Raw genomic sequence first — 14371 nt, 5'->3', positions numbered from 1 at the left:
TCGGCGGGCGCCGCGGGAGTCCGGTCAGGCGCGGTCGGCGGGGACGGCGCAGGAGCCGTCGGCGCAGTCGTCGGCGACCGGGGCGGCGGGGGTGACGAGGGTGGGCGCGGCCGGGTGCGCGTCGGCCCAGGCGCGCTCGAGGACTTCGGTGAAGAGCTCGGACGGCTGGGCGCCGGAGACGCCGTAGCGCTGGTCGACGACGAAGAACGGCACACCCGTCGCACCCATCGACCGGGCGGCGTCGACGTCGTCGCGTACCGCGCCGGCGTAGTCGTCGGAGTCCAGGACGGCACGGGCGGCGTCCGCGTCCAGACCGGCCTTCTCCGCGAGCGCGACCAGCGCGTCCCGGTCGAACACGTTCTCACCGGCGCCGAAGTAGGCGGCGAAGAGCTCCTCGACGAGCGCGGTGTCGCGCCCCTGACCCTGCGCCTTGGCGAAGTGGATGAGGCGGTGGTGGTCGAAGGTGTTGCCGCCGAGCCGGTCGGTGCTGTAGGCCAGCCCTTCGCCGCGGGCGTTCTCGGCGACGCCCTCCTCCATCTGCCGCGCCTGCGCGGCGGTGACGCCCATCTTCGCGGCGAGGCCGTCGGCCATCGGCACCGGCTCCTTCGGCGACCCGGGCTGCAGCTCGAAGCTGTGGAACTCCACTTCGACCTCGCCGGCGTGCGGGAACGACGCCAGGGCCTTCTCGAACCGCGCCTTCCCGATGTAGCACCAGGGGCAGACGATGTCTGACCAGATATCGACCCGCACGGGCCCTCCCTCCGCGACTGCGGGCGCGGCTGCGCCCCGAAGGCCACAACCTCCGCCCGAAACGCCCTATTCCAACTTGTCTGGCACCGCGCCGCCCGGCGGCATCCGCCAGGGCGGGGACCGCTGCATCAGTGCCGCGGAGCCGGGTCCGTCCGCTGGTCAGGCAGCGCGGACGTGGGTGGTGACCCGGCCGTCGAAGGCGATGCCGTGCAGGGCGAGCATCGGGGGCGGCGCGTCGAGGCCCTCGGGGCTCCAGGCGGGCTCGCGCTCCATCCGGATCGGCGGCGCCACCGACGGCGCGGCCAGCAGCGGCAGGCCGGCGAACCGGGTGGCGGCGGGCGTGTGTGCGTGGCCGCACAGGACGGCGGCCACCCGGGGGTGGCGGTCGAGGACCGCGGCGAACCGCTCCTCGCCGCGGAGCCGGATCTCGTCGACGTAGGCGATCCCGAGGTCGACCGGGTGGTGGTGCAGCGCCACGGCGAGGTAGGCGCCGGGCCGGGCGGCGGACAGGTCCGCGTCCAGCCGCTCCAGCGACTCCGCGGTGAACGCGCCCCAGGGCTTTCCGGGCACGGAGACATCGGCCAGCACGACCGCGGCGCCCGGGTCCCCGGGAACGTCGAGCACCCCGGCGAGGGGCGGGCTCCCCGCCGGTGCGGCTCCGTCCTCCTCTCCCGGCCGTCCGGCCGCCGGGGCGCGCTGGGCGCGCTCCGGGGAGAGGGGCGCGGTTCCGCTGCACGCCGCGGCCAGGCCGGCGCGGAAGGCGGCGCGGTCGTCGTGGTTGCCGGGCACGGCGCCGAGCGCGCCGATCCCGGCGTCCCGCAGCACGCCGAAGAAGCCTGCGGCCTGGGCGTACTCCTCCTGCCTTCCCCGGTCGGCGACGTCGCCGGTGTGCACGACCGCGTCCGGCACCGGATCCATCGCGGCGAGGTAGCCCGCCACTCTCCGGGCCCGGTCGGCGCTCGCGGCGCTGCCGTCGAAGTGGGTGTCGCTCACGTGGGCGATCAGCGTCATGTCCGCACCAGCCGTTCGAGGGGGATCCACCGCTGCCGACTGCACCACACTTGCGCGCCCTCCACCACCCGAACGCACGCCACACCCCTGTGGCGCCCGCGTCGTCCCAGCTCCGAGAGGGTCAGGCGGCATTCCCGGCGCGGGAGAGCCCCTGTTCCAGCCGGGGCCAGTCGTCCCGCTGCGCCAGTTCCGGCGGCCGCTCCAGCAGCGCCGCCCGAAGGACAGCAGACCCCTCCGCCACGGGAGGGCGGGAGGCGGGCGGCGGGGTCACTGGCCGGTGAGGTCGAGGAGGCGGAGGACGGTGCGCCAGTTGCGGCTGGTGGTGACGGTGCCGGCGAGGGCGCGTTCGGCGCGGGCGGGGAGGGCGGCGTTGCGGAGGCCGTCGGGGAGGGCGAAGTACAGCTCGCGGTGGCCGACGGCCATCTGCTCGGAACCGGCGGAGGGGGCGATGCCGTCCAGGGGGCCGGGGGCCCGGACAGGAAGGAGACGAGGAACCGCGCCGGGTCGCCGACCGGGAGCGGGTTGGCGCCGACGGCGGCGCGCAGCGCGGCCGCGTCGCGCAGCACGGCTTCCACCGCGAAGCCGAAGCGGTCCGCCAGGGCCGCTTCGAGCTCGGCGCGCAGCTCCTGCTCGCCGAGGCCCGAAGCGCGCGCCGTGAAGACGGCGTTGCCGCTCTGCAGCAGGGTGGCACCGCCGGTATGGCCGAGGTCCTGCAGGAGCGCGCGCAGGTCGGCCATTGGCACCCGGCGCCTTCCTCCGACATTGACCCCGCGCAGCAGTACGGCCCAGCGGTCCATACGGCTCCCCTCCCCCTGCGTGTCCGACCCAGGATGCACGGTCCCGGTGACAGGCGCACCGCTCAGTTGGCCCCGAGGCCGGTGAGGGCGCGCAGCCGCAGCGCGCGGTAGCGCGGCAGGTCCCGGTCGGGCGAGGTGAGCGAGCCGATGATCGCGAACGCGAAGCCGAGCGGGATCGCGACGATGCCCGGGTTCTCCAGCGGGAAGAGCTGGATGTCGATCCAGGAGGGCAGCAGCGACAGGTTGGCGCCGGTCTCCGGGTGCACCTTGCCGGACACCACCGGCGACACCAGCACCAGCAGGAGCGACGCGCCGAGCCCGCCGTAGATGCCCCACTCCACGCCGCGCGCGTTGAACCGGCGCCAGAACAGGGTCAGCACGATGACGGGCAGGTTGGCCGCCGCCGCGATCGCGAAGGCGAGCCCCACCAGGAAGGCGACGTTGAGGTGCTGGGCGCGGATGGCGAGCGCGATCGCCGCCGCTCCCACCAGCACCGCGGACAGCCGGGCCACCCCGACCTCCTGGGACTCCCGCGGGCGGCCCCACATCAGGATGTGGCCGAACAGGTCGTGCGCGATCGAGGACGACGAGGCCAGCGTGAGGCTGGCGATCACCGCGAGGATGGTGGCCAGCGCCACCGCGGAGATGAACGCCAACAGCACCGTGGCGCCCGCCGGGCCGGCGACGATCCGGCCGAGTTCTGCGGCGAGCTGCGGTACGGCGGCGTTGCCGGAGGGGTCCTGCGCGGCGATCCGCTCCGGCCCCACCAGGGCTGCGGCACCGAAGCCGAGCGCCAGCGTCATCAGGTAGAAGACACCGACCAGGCCGATCGTGCGGGTGACCGAGGCGCGGGCGGCCCGGCCGTCGGGCACGGTGTAGAAGCGGATCAGGATGTGCGGAAGCGCCGCGGTGCCCAGCACCAGCGCCATGCCGAGGCTGAACAGGTCGAGCCGGCTGGCGAGGGTGGCCGCCGCGTCGCCGGGCGCCTCCACCGCGAAGTGCCGTCCCGGTTCCAGGAACGCCTGGCCGCTGCCGCTCGCCTCGGCCGCCCGGGTGAGCAGGGCGCTCACGTCGAAGCCGAACACGGCGAGGACGAGGACGGTGAGGACGCCGGTGCCCGCCAATAGCAGCCCGGCCTTGATGATCTGCAGCCACGTCGCGGCCTTCATGCCGCCGTACATCACGTAGACGACCATGAGGACGCCCACCAGGACGATCCCCGCGGTGCGCGTCTGCTCGGGGGACAGCCCGAACAGGCTGTTGCCCCGGTCCACGCCGAGCAGCAGCGCGATCAGGGCGCCGGCGCCGACCATCTGCGCGATGAGGTAGACGACGCTGACCGTGACGGTGGAGGTGGCGCAGGCCAGCCGCACCCGCATCCGCCGCATGCGGAAGGCGGGGAGGTCGGCCATCGTGTACCGGCCGCAGTTCCGGGTGAGCTGGGCCATCGGCAGCACGAGCAGCCACGCCACGAGGAAGCCGATGGAGTAGAGGAAGCCGTCGTAGCCCTGCAGGGCGATGAGTCCGGCGATGCCGAGGAACGAGGCGGCCGACAGGTAGTCGCCGGTCAGCGCGAGGCCGTTCTGCGTCTCGCCGAAGGTGCGGCCGCCGGCGTAGAAGTCGACGGCGCCGCGGGTGCTGCGCCGCGCCCGCACGGTGACGGCGAGCGTCACCGCGATGAACAGGCCGCACAGCGCGAGCGTCCAGGCGTGCGAGGAGCCGATGCTGGCAGCGCTCATCGCGGCGTCCACCGCGGAACCGGAGGCAGCGGCAGTGGGATCCGGGCTCACCGCAGCACCTCCCCCGGGTCGGGCAGGTCGCCGGCCGCGGCGCGCACCTCATCTGCGAGCGGATCGAGCCGCCGCTCGGCGTAGCGGGCGAAGAGCCACGCCAGCAGGAATGTGCTGGCGAACTGGCCGACGCCGAGCAGCAGCGCGATGTTGACCGACCCGGCGACGCGCACGGCCAGCAGGTCGCGCGCGAACACCGAGAGCAGTAGATAGGCCGCGTACCAGCTCAGGAACGCGGTGACGAGGGCGGCCGAGGCGGCCGCGTAGCGTCTGCGGAGCGCGGCGTAGCGCGGATCGACCGACCGCGGCGCCTCCCGCTCCCCTTCGAGATAGTCGACCATCGTTGTTCCCCTCCCCCGTGCCGTGCCCCCGCGGCGCGCGGGGGCACGGCGGAGCACCGGAGTCCGGTGCCCGATGGGGGATCACGATAGCCACGGGGTCCGCGGCTCCGCGGGCTTGTTCCGAAATCGTCCGCTTCGCCGCGGAGAAAGCTCCGCAGATGGCAGCGGACCCGCAGGTCCGCGGACGAATCCCGCAGTCCCGCCGGTGCTGCGCGGGCCAGCCCGCACCGGGCGGGGAACCTGCTGCAGGCCGGAACGCGGCTGAGGCGGATGGGGTAGATGGGACTGGGCGAGGAGAGGCGCCGCGGGGCGCAGCGGAGGGCTGCGCCGCGGTCAGCGGGTGGCGGCCCCGGTTCCGGCGGCCGCGTCCTCACCCTCCTGGGCGGCGCTGCCGCCGGCCGGCGCGGACGCTCCGCCGCGCCCGGAGAAGAAGACGTGGTCGAGGGTGAACCGGCTGGCGTTCAGGCCGAGGGCGAGTGCCGCGGCGCCGAGGACGAGCGGCAGCTCCATGCCGCCCTCGCCGATGAGCCCGGCGCCGAGGTGGGCGAAGGCGATCGCGCCGGCCATCATGCCGGCCAGGAGGACTCCGGCGAGCGGCAGGAACAGGCCCAGGACGAGCAGCAGCCCGCCGCCGATCTCGATGCCGATGCTGGCCGCGGCGGCCACTTGAGGCGCCGGCACGCCCATCCCGGCCATCATGGCCGCGGTGCCGTCGAGGCCCATCTCGGACACCTTCTGCCAGCCGTGGGCGAGGAAGACGGTGCCGGCGGCGAATCGGGCGAGGAGGTGGGTGGTGTCGGCGAGCGCGGCGCGCGTGCGCGGCGTGATCGTGGCCATGGGTGGCTCCGTTCCGTTGCAGTGGTGGATCGGAGCGTCATCTAACCAGATGAAGATTTCCATGGAAGAAGAGCGCGGCGTGATGTCGGCCATGCGGCGGCGCGGCGGCCGCGCCGCGGCGCCGCTCGGCGGCGCGGGATTCGCTAGGGTCGTAAGCGCCGGGCGCCCCGCGTGCCGCGCGGACCCGCCCCCGGGGCGAGGCGGCACCGCCTGCCGCAACCCCGCCGGTCCGTGGCGCCCCGCACCCCTGCATACGCACTTCGAACGTGTGTATGATCTGTGCCATCCGCACCCGATCCGCTACCGAAGGGATGCCACCGCCGTGGTCACCGAGGTCTTCACGCGCAAGTACTGCGACCCCCACGCCCTCCGCGACGAGAAGGTCGAAGCGACCGAGGTCGTCCAGTTCGCCTGGGAGGGCACCGTCCGCGAGGTCGACGCCTGCGACGAGTGCCGCAAGGAGCACGAGGCGCGCTACGAGCCCCTCGTCGACTACTCGCGCCCGGTGAAGAAGCGCCGCGTCACCAAGAAGAAGGGTGACGACGCGGCCTCGGCCGAGACGGCCGAGACCGCCGACGCCGCCGCGGAGTAGCGCCCCGGAAGCACCCCGGCCCTGCCGCGCCCGCCCGGCGCTGCAGGGCCGCGCTTTCTCCGCGGCCGGCGCAGCCGGCACCGGCCGGCGCCGGCGTCAACCGCGCGGCCGTGTCCGCTCCCCTGCCCTCGTGCCACCGAGAGCGGATGATCGCGCGGCACCGCCGCACCGGGAACATCCCCGGCGCAGCCGCCCGTGTCGCACCGCGGCAGTGGCTGCTCCGCCCTGCGGCGCGCTGCCGCTTCGCTCCTCCCCCCGCTGCGGGCGGACCGCTGCTGCATCCCAAGGCCGCGGAGGAAGCCCGAGAGCGCAGCCCCGTCCGCGGGCGCTGGGTGGCCGACGGCCCTCCTGCACGCGGGTGGGAGCGGCGGCGGAAGCCTCCCCGAACGGCTTGGGCGCCGAAGCGCGGCCGGATTGGCGCCGGCGGACCCGCCTGTGCGCACGGCTGCGTGCGGCCCCTGCCCCAACGCCCCGCAGCAGCGTCCGCTCTCCCCCTCCCCGATGCGGCCGGCCCTCTGCACGCCGGGGCCGGTGCGGCGGCCGGGATGGCAGCCTCACCCGCAGTGCCCGGGCGCTCGGAAGCCGCTTCCCGACCACGCCGGGCGCGGTGGCCGAGTCAGCCCTCGGGCGGTCGGGGCGCGTCAGAGCCGCGCCGCACTGGAACGCCGGGAACCACCCCGGCGAAGCTGCCCGTGCGCCCGACCGCGGCACCCGTAGGAAGCAGGGAGCGGACCGGAGCAGAACTGCTCCCATCCCCGGCGTGCAGCCGCCCCCGCTCGCCTCTCCCCTCCCCTGCTGCGGTCGGAGCGGGCAGAATTCCGGATGTCCCGGGGGCATTCGTATCGGGCTACCCCGCACGAACAACCGAGGTGCGCTCCCGCGCCGGAAACGGCCGCCAGCGAACCGCCCGTGCGCCCGGCCGCGGCCGCCCTCCGCGGGCGGAAAAGCAGGGAGGGGCCGGAGCGGTTTCCGCTCCGGCCCCTCGCGCGCGGTCGAGGACGCACCCCTGGCCCTCGGCCGCGCTTCCCTCACCGCCCGGCGGCCCCGGGGCGGGTCATCAGCGCCGTCAGCCGTCCCGGGGCGCGGGCCGGAGTACCTCCGGCGAGCGGCACCCGGGCCTGGACCGCTCCGGCGTTCGGCCGCCCGACGGCGGCCCCCAGCCGGTGCATGATCCGCAGCATGGCGCGGTTCTCCGCGGAGATCTCGGCACGGACCTCCGCCAGACCCCAGTCGGCGGCGACGGCAACCAGCGCGCCGGCCAGGGCCGTGCCCAGGTCGCGCCCGTGCCAGGCGTCCTCCACGAGGAACGCCGTTTCGCCGACGCCGGGGTCGAGGGTGTACATCAGGTGGGCGAGCGCTACCGGCTCGCCGCCATCGGCGCGGGCAGCCAGCGTCAGCCCGCGCTCGGGATCGCAGAACACCGCGAGCATCCGGTCGCCGGGCTCGGCGGCCGAGCCCAGGTACCTGCGGCGCAGGGCCGCCTTCGAGCAGCGCCGGTGCAGTCGGCGCACTCCTTCGGCGTCGTCCGGGCGGACCTGTGCGACGCTGATCCCGGCTCCGCCGGGCAGGTGCAGCACCCCGCTGGTCGGCACCGGGCCGGCCGGCGGCAGGACGGAGCGGACGAAGGCGTCGGCGCGGGCCGACTCGGTCCAGGTGAACGGCTGCTCCGGGCGGCGCACGCGGACCGCGCGGAGCGGTCCGACCGGCACGAGCAGCGCGCCTTCCTCCTCGCCGCCGTTGGTCCAGCGGGCACTGTCGGCGTGCAGGAGTTCGGCGAGCGCCGCGGGCAGGCGGTTGGGTTCGCGGCGCAGCCGTGCGGCCAGCAGCAGCGAGCGGGTGGCTTCATCGCCGACCTCGCGGGGCTGCGCCGGCACCGCCCGCACGCCCGGGCCGAGCGCGGCGAACAGCGGGGCGGGGTCGCCGGGCACCTGGGCGACGAACTCGTCGACCGCCCCTCCGGCGCCGGTGTGGAAGGACAGCGCGACGATGTCGGCGCCCCGGTCGGCCATCGCGCCGACCAGTGCCGCGAGACTGCCCGGCCGGTCGTCGACCGGCGTCCGGATGCGCCACAGTGCCATGCTGCCCTCCCCCCTTGCCCAACCGCTCCGTCCCGGTGCGGCCGCACCCGGTCCGTACTGCAGGATCGGGGCCGCCATCCGCTGACACCGACGAGTCTGGCGGGGCGAGGTTTCCGGGAGGCTACGTGAGCGTCAACCCCGGGTGAGATCCGAATCCGGCAGCGCACCGGATACCAGGACGCCGTCCTTGGCCACCGCCGCGACCAGCGGCACCCCCGGCCGGTAGGCCAGGTGGACGGGCGAGGGGGCGTCCAGCACCGCGAAGTCCGCGCGGGCGCCCGGCGCGAGGCGGCCGACGTCGGTGCGGCGCAGGGCGCGCGCACCGCCCGCGGTGGCGGCCCACAGCGCTTCGGCGGGCGTCATGCGCATCTCGCGGACGGCCAGCGCGATGCAGAAGGCGACGCTGGAGGTGAAGCACGAACCCGGGTTGCAGTCGCTGGCCAGCGCAACGGAGGCGCCGGCGTCGATCAGCGCGCGGGCGTCCGGATAGGGCTGCCGGGTGGAGAAGTCGACGCCGGGCAGCAGCGTGGCGACGGTGTCCGGCGCTGCGGCGAGGGCGTCGACGTCGGCGGCGGAGAGGTGGGTGCAGTGGTCGACCGATGCGGCGCCGGCCTCCACGGCGACCTGCACCCCCGGTCCCGGGCCGAGCTGGTTGCCGTGCACCCGGGCGGCGAGGCCCGCGGCGGCGCCGGCGGCGAGGATGCGGCGTGCCGCGTCGGCGCCGAACGCACCGCGCTCGCAGAACACGTCGATCCAGCGGGCGTGCGGCGCGCAGGCGTCCAGCATCGGCCCGGTGACGAGGTCGACGTAGCCGGCGGGGTCGTCGGCGTACTCGGGCGGAACGACGTGCGCGCCGAGGAAGGTGGTCTCGTCGGCCACCTCCGCAGCGATCCGCAGCGCCCGCGCCTCGTCCTCGGGGGTGAGCCCGTAGCCGGACTTGACCTCCAGGGTGGTGGTGCCCTGGGTGCGGGCCTCGGCGGCGAGCCGCCGGGCGGTGCGGGCGAGCTCGGCGTCGGACGCCGCCCGGGTCGCGGCGACGGTGGTGCGGATACCGCCGGCCTCGTAGGGGCGGCCGGACATCCGGGCGGCGAACTCGGCGGACCGGTCCCCGGCGAAGACGAGGTGGGTGTGGGAGTCGACGAATCCGGGGATGACGGCCCGCCCGCCCGCCCCGACCCGCTCGTCGGCGGCGGGGGCGCTGCTGCGCGGCCCGGCCCACGCGACGGTTCCGTCCTCGACGACCAGCGCGGCATCCGCGATCTCGCCGGTGATCCCCTCCCCCAGGTGCGGGTCGTTGGTGGCCAGCACCCCGATTCCGTCGATCAGCAGTGCGCTCACGCGTGTTCCTTCCTCGGCCGGGCGGCCGCGGCCGCCCGGCCCGTCGTCGGGCACTCCGTCCGGCAGGGCAGGATGCGATTCGGTGCCCAGCTCGGCCTGCCTGCCGGCTCCCCCGGCGGAATCCGCACCGCCGGACGCGGCGCCGCCGGGCCGCCAGCCGGAGCCGAGACCGGGGCGGGACGGACCGGGCCGGGCCTCGGGAGCCGAGGCGCGCAGACCCGCGTTCTGCCGCCTCAGTCCCGGTCCTGCATCGGGATGCGGAGGCCGGCCTCGCCGGCGGTGGCGCGGGCTTCGGGGTAGCCCGCATCGGCGTGGCGGAGGACTCCGGTGGCGGGGTCGTTGGTGAGGACGCGGCGGAGCTTCTCCGCGGCCAGCGGTGTGCCGTCGGCGACGCTGACCTGGCCGGCGTGGATCGACCGGCCCATGCCCACACCGCCGCCGTGGTGCAGCGACACCCAGGACGCGCCGGACGAAGCCGACACCAGGGCGTTCAGCAGCGGCCAGTCCGCGATGGCGTCGGAGCCGTCGCGCATGCCCTCGGTCTCCCGGTACGGGGAGGCCACCGACCCGGTGTCGAGGTGGTCCCGGCCGATCGCGACCGGTGCGGACAGCTCGCCGGAGGCCACCATCGCGTTGAACCGCTCCCCCGCCGCGGCCCGCTGCCCCTGGCCGAGCCAGCAGATGCGGGACGGCAGGCCCTGGAACGCGACCTTCTCCCCCGCCATCCGGATCCACCGGCTCAGGTGCTCGTCCTCGCCGAACAGGTCGAGGACGGCCCGGTCGGTCGCCGCGATGTCGGCCGGGTCGCCGGAGAGCGCCGCCCACCGGAACGGCCCCTTGCCCGCGCAGAACAGCGGCCGGATGTAGGCGGGCACGAAGCCGGGGAAGTCGAAGGCGCGCGCATACCCGGCGGTGCGCGCCTCGCCGCGGATCGAGTTGCCGTAGTCGAACACCTCGGCGCCCGCGTCGGCGAACCCGACCATCGCCTCGACGTGGCGCGCCATCGACTGCCGGGCCTGCTCGGTGAAGCCCGCGGGGTCCGCCGCGGCGGCGCTGCGCCACTCCTCGAACGGCACGCCGGCCGGCAGGTAGGCCAGCGGGTCGTGTGCCGAAGTCTGGTCGGTGACGATGTCGATCGGCGCACCGCGGCGCAGCAGCTCCGGCACCGCCTCGGCCGCGTTGCCGAGCACCCCGATGGAGAGCGGGCGGCGGGCGGCGCGGGCCTCCTCGGCCCGGCGCACCGCGTCGTCCAGGGAGTCGGCCTGCTCGTCCAGGTAGCGGTGCGCGATGCGCCGCTCGATCCGGCTCGGGTCGCACTCGACGACGATGGCGACACCGCCGTTGAGGGTGACGGCGAGCGGCTGGGCGCCGCCCATCCCGCCCAGGCCCGCGGTCAGCGTGACCGTTCCGGCGAGGCTGCCGCCGCGGCCCGCGGCGAGGGCGCCGAACGTCTCGTAGGTGCCCTGCAGGATGCCCTGCGTGCCGATGTAGATCCAGGACCCGGCCGTCATCTGGCCGTACATGGTGAGCCCGAGCGCCTCCAGCCGGCGGAACTCCTCCCAGTTGGCCCAGTCGCCGACGAGGTTGGCGTTGGCGATGAGCACCCGCGGCGCCCACTCGTGCGTGCGCAGCACACCGACCGGGCGGCCAGACTGCACCAGCAGGGTCTCGTCGCCGCCGAGCTCCTGCAGTTCGGCGGTGATCCGGTCGAAGCTGCGCCAGTCCCGCGCGGCCTTGCCGGTGCCGCCGTAGACGACCAGTTCCTCGGGGCGCTCGGCGACCTCGGGGTCGAGGTTGTTGTGCAGCATCCGCAGGGCGGCCTCCTGGGGCCATCCCTTGGCGGTGCGCGCGGAGCCCCGGGGGGCGCGGACGGTGCGGGCCATGTCTCCTCCTGGACGGGAGCGGCGGGACGTCGGACGGGAGCGGCCGTGCGGCCGGATTCGGGCGGCGGCGGAAGCGGGCCGGTCGGGCCGGCGGCTCACTGCAGGGGCTCGGTGCAGGCGGCGGAGGCCGCCGCAGCGACGCCGCCGGAAGCCGCCAGTGCGGAGACGGCGGCGATCTCGGGCGCCAGGTGCCGGTCCGGGCCGGGGCCGCCGACCCGGGTGCGGATCAGCGTGCGGGCGGCGCCGGTGCCCAGTCCGGGCTGGAGCGGCGCGCGCAGGTCGAGGGCGCGTGCGGCGGTGAGCAGTTCGATGGCGAGCACGTCGGTGAGCGCCGCCGCCGACCGGCGCAGCTTGCGCGCCGCACCCCAGCCCATGGACACGTGGTCCTCCTGCATGGCCGAGCTCGGAATGGAGTCGGCGCTGGCCGGCACGGCGAGCCGCTTCATCTCCGACACCAGCCCGGCCTGGGTGTACTGGGCGATCATCAGGCCGGAGTCGACGCCGGGGTCGTCGGCGAGGAAGGCGGGCAGCCCGTGCGAGCGGGCGGTGTCGAGCATCCGGTCGGTACGCCGCTCGGCCATCGCGGCCAGGTCGGCGGCAGCGACGGCGAGGAAGTCGAGGACGTAGCCGACCGGCGCACCGTGGAAGTTGCCGTTGGATTCGACCCGGCCGTCGGGGGTGACGACCGGGTTGTCGATGAGCGCGGCGAGCTCCCGCTCGGCGACGGCGCGCGCGTGCGCGGCCGTGTCCCGGACCGCCCCGGCCACCTGGGGGGCGCACCGCAGCGAGTAGGCGTCCTGCACCCGCGTGCAGTCGGGGCCGCGGTGCGAGGCCACGATCGGCGAGCCTGCCAGCAGCGCCCGCAGATTGGCGGCCGACGCCGCCTGCCCGGGGTGCGGGCGCATGCGCTGCAGGTCCTCGGCGAAGGGCCGGTCGGTGCCCAGCAGCGCCTCCACGCTCATCGCGGCGGCGACGTCGGCGGTGGTGAGGAGCGTGCCGAGGTCGTCGAGGGCGAGCAGCAGCATGCCGAGCATGCCGTCGGTGCCGTTGATCAGCGCCAGGCCCTCCTTCGGGCCGAGCTCGACCGGTGCGAGCCCGGCCGCGGCGAGCGCGTCGGCCGCGGGCAGCAGGGCGCCGCCGGCGTCGCGGACCTCGCCTTCGCCGATGAGGGCGAGAGCGACGTGCGATAGCGGGGCGAGATCGCCGGAGCAGCCGAGGCTGCCGTACTCGTGCACGACCGGGGTGATCCCGGCGTTGAGCAGGCCGGCGAGTGCCTCCGCGGTGCCCGGTTCGGCGCCGGTCGCGCCGGAGGCGAGGGTGCGCAGGCGCAGCACCATCAGGGCGCGCACCACCTCCCGCTCGACCTCGGGGCCGGCGCCGGCGGCATGCGAGCGCACCAGCGACCGCTGCAGCCGCGCGCGCAGGTCGGGTGCGATGTGCCGGGTGGCGAGCGCACCGAAGCCGGTGCTGACTCCGTAGGCGGGGTCGGGCCCGCCGGCGAGCGCGCGCACGCGGCTCCGGCCAGCCGCCATGGCGGCGTGCGCGTCGCCCACCAGTTCGACGGGAGCGCCGTGTCGGGCGACGGCGACGACGTCGGCGGGCGCCGGCGGCGCGCTGGTGAGGCGCACCGGGGCGGATGGGGAGGAGAGGGCGGGGTTCGAACCTGGCATGCCCCTATTCGACGCCCGCGGCGGCCCCGCCGGGTAGCCCCGACACGGGTGTTCGGTCCGAGATCTCGGACAGCAGCCGGAGCACGGCGGCGAGGTCGGGCCGGAGCTCACTGCCGCGCCGCACGACGGCGAGCACGCTGCGCATCGGCACGACGTCGCCGGTGAGCGGCACCCGCGCGATCGACCCGTCCGCGGGCAGGGTGAGCAGCCGCGGCCCGAGGGTGATGCCGAGGCCGTGGGCGATGAGCGAGCACACCCCGATGTAGTCGGCGGCCTGCTGGGCGATGCGCGGGGTGAAGCCGGCCGCGGCGCAGGCGGTGTCGATGATGTGCGCCTGGTGGCAGTCCCGGTTGGACCGGATCCAGTCGGCGCCGGCCGCGTCGGCCAGCTCGACCGGCCCGCGCTCGGCCAGCGGGTGGCCGGCGGGAACGAAGAGGTCCTGCGGCTCCTTGAGCAGCGGCACCCGGGTGAAGCTCTGGTCGTCCTCAGTGGGACCGCCGGGGGCGGGCACGGCGATCGCCAGGTCGGCGTCGCCGGCGAGGACCGCCTGGTAGGCGGGCAGGCCGTCGACCTCGTCCACGAAGACCCGGAGGCGGGGCCGCGCCGCGTGCAGCTGCGCGGCGGCCGGTGCGAGCAGGGTGGCGATCGCCGTGGGGTAGCCGATCAGCCGGAGCTCGCCGGCTTCGCCCTGGGCCTGCGCAGCGAGGTCGGCCTTGGCCCGCTCCCAGCCGGCACCGAGCGCATCGGCGTGCCGCAGCAGCACGCGGGCCTGCGCGGTGAGCCGGACGCCGCGGCCGTCCGGACTGAGGAGTTCGACGCCGAGCTCCCGGGACAGCTGGCGGATCCGCTGGGAGACGGCCGACGGGGTGAGGTGCAGGGCGCGGGCGGCACCGGAGACACCGCCGTCGCGGCTCACCGCCTGGAGGACTTCGAGCCGGCGCAGGTCGATCATGAAGGCCACGCTACACACTTCTGTCCATAAAGTTGAGATAGACGTGGACAGCGGGGTCCGCGAGAATCACGGCATGGACACTCTTTCTGACCGCGAGTGCGCCTGCGGGGCGTGCGGCTGGCCGCTCGGCGACAGCCTCCCTGTAGTCTCCCGGCACACCGTCTCCACCGGCTGGATCGTCTACGTCCGCTGCGTCTGCGGCCGCATCCGCGTCCGCACCGTCCGCCTCTGACCAGGGCCCGCCGGCCGAGGCCAGGAGGGACGGGGCGGAGACGCCCAGCACCCTCGGCCAATCCGCAGGCCCCTGGAGGTTCCGGCGGCCGTACCCGATC

13 protein-coding genes and 1 pseudogene are annotated in these 14371 nt (G+C 75.7%); 2 read left to right on the top strand and 12 right to left on the bottom strand.

What is annotated here, in order from left to right:
• Nucleotides 1-24 precede the first annotated feature (24 nt).
• The 7 genes and pseudogenes from ACYVGT_RS15560 to ACYVGT_RS15530 form a co-directional block, all read right to left on the bottom strand.
• Complete coding sequence (locus ACYVGT_RS15560) at nucleotides 25-750, bottom strand: DsbA family oxidoreductase (RefSeq protein ID WP_460858749.1); 726 nt, start codon at nucleotides 748-750, stop codon at nucleotides 25-27.
• Nucleotides 751-909: 159 nt separating this feature from the next.
• Nucleotides 910-1761, bottom strand: coding sequence for a metallophosphoesterase (locus ACYVGT_RS15555; protein ID WP_460858746.1), 852 nt, complete (start codon nucleotides 1759-1761; stop codon nucleotides 910-912).
• A gap of 267 nt (nucleotides 1762-2028) precedes the next feature.
• Nucleotides 2029-2184 carry a hypothetical protein gene (locus ACYVGT_RS15550; RefSeq protein WP_460858902.1) on the bottom strand — a complete coding sequence of 52 codons (156 nt, stop codon included), beginning with the start codon at nucleotides 2182-2184 and terminating at the stop codon, nucleotides 2029-2031.
• 95 nt (nucleotides 2185-2279) lie between these two features.
• Nucleotides 2280-2498, bottom strand: a pseudogene (locus tag ACYVGT_RS15545) (DUF1697 domain-containing protein); the annotation flags it as partial.
• A gap of 122 nt (nucleotides 2499-2620) precedes the next feature.
• Entirely contained in the window at nucleotides 2621-4297 is a 1677-nt protein-coding gene (locus tag ACYVGT_RS15540; protein WP_460858893.1) for a solute symporter family protein, read from the bottom strand.
• Between the two features lie 47 nt (nucleotides 4298-4344).
• Nucleotides 4345-4689 (bottom strand): DUF485 domain-containing protein, encoded by a 345-nt coding sequence (locus tag ACYVGT_RS15535; RefSeq protein WP_460858743.1) that lies wholly within the window; start codon nucleotides 4687-4689, stop codon nucleotides 4345-4347.
• Nucleotides 4690-5022: 333 nt separating this feature from the next.
• Nucleotides 5023-5526, bottom strand: a complete 504-nt coding sequence (locus ACYVGT_RS15530; protein ID WP_460858741.1) for a DoxX family protein — start codon at nucleotides 5524-5526, stop codon at nucleotides 5023-5025.
• Between the two features lie 322 nt (nucleotides 5527-5848).
• Between ACYVGT_RS15530 and ACYVGT_RS15525 the strand changes: the two genes are divergently transcribed.
• On the top strand, nucleotides 5849-6118 hold the full coding sequence (locus ACYVGT_RS15525) for a hypothetical protein (RefSeq protein ID WP_460858890.1): 270 nt from the start codon (nucleotides 5849-5851) through the stop codon (nucleotides 6116-6118).
• A 1028-nt stretch (nucleotides 6119-7146) separates the two neighbouring features.
• Here ACYVGT_RS15525 and ACYVGT_RS15520 read toward each other — a convergent pair.
• From ACYVGT_RS15520 to ACYVGT_RS15500, 5 genes are all read right to left on the bottom strand, one after another.
• The gene (locus ACYVGT_RS15520) at nucleotides 7147-8196 is read right to left on the bottom strand and encodes a GNAT family N-acetyltransferase (RefSeq protein WP_460858739.1); all 1050 of its coding nucleotides are present in this window, start codon (nucleotides 8194-8196) and stop codon (nucleotides 7147-7149) included.
• A gap of 132 nt (nucleotides 8197-8328) precedes the next feature.
• Nucleotides 8329-9534, bottom strand: coding sequence for an imidazolonepropionase (hutI, locus tag ACYVGT_RS15515; RefSeq protein WP_460858737.1), 1206 nt, complete (start codon nucleotides 9532-9534; stop codon nucleotides 8329-8331).
• Between the two features lie 233 nt (nucleotides 9535-9767).
• Complete coding sequence (hutU, locus tag ACYVGT_RS15510; RefSeq protein WP_460858735.1) at nucleotides 9768-11417, bottom strand: urocanate hydratase; 1650 nt, start codon at nucleotides 11415-11417, stop codon at nucleotides 9768-9770.
• A gap of 95 nt (nucleotides 11418-11512) precedes the next feature.
• Complete coding sequence (gene hutH, locus ACYVGT_RS15505; RefSeq protein ID WP_460858733.1) at nucleotides 11513-13087, bottom strand: histidine ammonia-lyase; 1575 nt, start codon at nucleotides 13085-13087, stop codon at nucleotides 11513-11515.
• 4 nt (nucleotides 13088-13091) lie between these two features.
• Nucleotides 13092-14039 carry a LysR family transcriptional regulator gene (locus ACYVGT_RS15500; RefSeq protein ID WP_460858731.1) on the bottom strand — a complete coding sequence of 316 codons (948 nt, stop codon included), beginning with the start codon at nucleotides 14037-14039 and terminating at the stop codon, nucleotides 13092-13094.
• A gap of 73 nt (nucleotides 14040-14112) precedes the next feature.
• Here ACYVGT_RS15500 and ACYVGT_RS15495 point away from each other — a divergent pair, with 73 nt between their 5' ends.
• Nucleotides 14113-14271, top strand: coding sequence for a hypothetical protein (locus ACYVGT_RS15495; protein WP_460858729.1), 159 nt, complete (start codon nucleotides 14113-14115; stop codon nucleotides 14269-14271).
• The last annotated feature ends 100 nt before the right edge of the window (nucleotides 14272-14371 follow it).

The organism is Nocardiopsis coralliicola (assembly GCF_054779695.1).
Note: the sequence above shows the minus strand (reverse complement) of the source record. Positions and strands in the feature narration are given on the sequence as shown.